The 1,365-nt window shown below is 43.8% G+C and carries 2 protein-coding genes; both read left to right on the forward strand.

The features are described from left to right. Positions 1-230: M23 family metallopeptidase (locus A3766_RS03235; protein WP_156508648.1), on the forward strand; the 230-nt coding region annotated here is incomplete at its 5' end. A gap of 318 nt (positions 231-548) precedes the next feature. Continuing rightward, positions 549-1,365 (forward strand): DEAD/DEAH box helicase (locus tag A3766_RS03240; RefSeq protein ID WP_369808592.1); only part of this gene is annotated, 817 nt, incomplete at its 3' end.

The raw sequence follows: 1,365 nt of genomic DNA on the forward strand, positions 1-1,365 counted from the left end.
GTGACCGCTACGGTTACGGTAACTTAGTTGAAGTCAACCATGGTGGAGGCTTCACAACCCGCTATGCTCACTGTAAAGAACTCAAAGCAAAAGTAGGCGATATTGTCGACAAAGGCCAAGTGCTCGCATCAATGGGCAGCACCGGCCGCTCAACCGGCCCTCACGTGCACTATGAAGTACGCAAAAACGGCAAAGTCATTAACCCCAAGAAGTATATTCATCGTCGTTAGTGCCTTATTTCTTTGTTGAGGTAATGGGTCTGATTTACCAAAAACCTGACCCATTTCGCTATTTATCGACTTTTCTTTTGTTTTTCTCTTCTCTGCCCTTGTATTACTTCATCTCATACCCATTTTAGCCTTTGAGCCTGGTTTCAATTCACTGTAGACTTGAACTTATTTTTTCAACAATAATCAGGGATCGCTGTTTCATCTTTGGCTTATCACGCCGAACGTGACCATTAGAAATCAATGTGCGGGCGCATTCTATAGAATAGCGCTCTGTCTGCAGAGCTCTCAATTAACAAGATACGAATATAGAAGATCATTATGTTTTCATCAGCAATGACCAAGATTTTTGGTAGTAAGAACAAGCGCGAACTCAAGAGAATGAGAAAGGTCGTCACGAAGATAAACGCTTTGGAAGAGGATCTTTCCAAACTAGATGATGAAAGCTTAAAAGCTAAAAGTGCAGAGTTTAAGAAGCGAGTTGGTGAGGGTGAGAGCCTGGATCAGATTTTGCCTGAAGCTTTTGCAGTGTGTCGTGAGGCTGGTAAGCGTGTCTTATCTATGCGTCATTTCGATGTTCAGTTGATTGGTGGTATGACGCTGCACGAAGGTCGAATATCAGAGATGAGAACTGGTGAAGGTAAAACGCTGGTAGCAACCTTGGCTGTATACCTTAATGCTCTGGAAGGTAAGGGTGTGCACGTTGTGACCGTGAACGACTACCTTGCAAAGCGTGACTCCAAATGGATGGAGCCACTCTATAACTTTTTGGGCTTAAGTGTTGGTGTTGTCTATGGTGGCCAGCAGCCAGATGAAAAGAGAGCAGCTTACCAGTCAGACATCACCTATGGTACTAATAACGAGTTTGGTTTCGATTACTTGCGTGACAATATGGCCTTCAATCTTGAAGGTAAGTATCAGCGTGGTCTGAACTTTGCGATTGTCGATGAAGTTGATTCGATCCTGATTGATGAAGCGCGTACGCCTTTGGTTATATCTGGCGCAGTTGAGGACAGTTCCAAGCGTTATAAGCAGATTAATGCTTTGGTACCGATGCTGAAGAAAGCGGAGGTAGGTGAAGACGATAAGCCTATTGATGACGGTCACTTCACAATTGATGAAAAATCGAAAAATGTCG

The sequence above is a fragment of the Oleiphilus sp. HI0132 genome (genome assembly GCF_001635845.1).